Source organism: Thermalbibacter longus, from assembly GCF_023806485.1.
GTDB classification, from domain to species: Bacteria; Chloroflexota; Chloroflexia; order Thermomicrobiales; family Thermomicrobiaceae; genus Thermalbibacter; species Thermalbibacter longus.
In genome coordinates, this window is the sequence record NZ_JAMSLR010000066.1 from 1 (window position 1) to 250 (window position 250).

1 protein-coding gene is annotated in these 250 nt (G+C 73.6%); it reads right to left on the minus strand.

The features are described from left to right. Positions 1–250 (minus strand): malic enzyme-like NAD(P)-binding protein (locus NET02_RS16465; protein ID WP_284058517.1); only part of this gene is annotated, 250 nt, incomplete at both ends.

A 250-nucleotide genomic window follows, 5' to 3' on the forward strand; every position in this document is an offset into this window, starting at 1 on the left:
GCACCGCGCGCACCTCCTCGGGCAGGATCTCCGGCGTCGGGTTGGCCAGCGCCAGGATCAGCGGCCGCGGCGCCATGCGCGCCACCATCTCGGGCTTGAGCACGCCGCCGGCCGACAGCCCCAGAAACACGTCGGCCTCCTCGATCACCTCCGCCAGCGTGCGGGCCTCGGTGCGCTGCGCGAAGCGCGCCTTGTCCGGGTCCATCAGCTCGGTACGCCCCTCGTAGACGACGCCGGCCAGGTCGGTGAC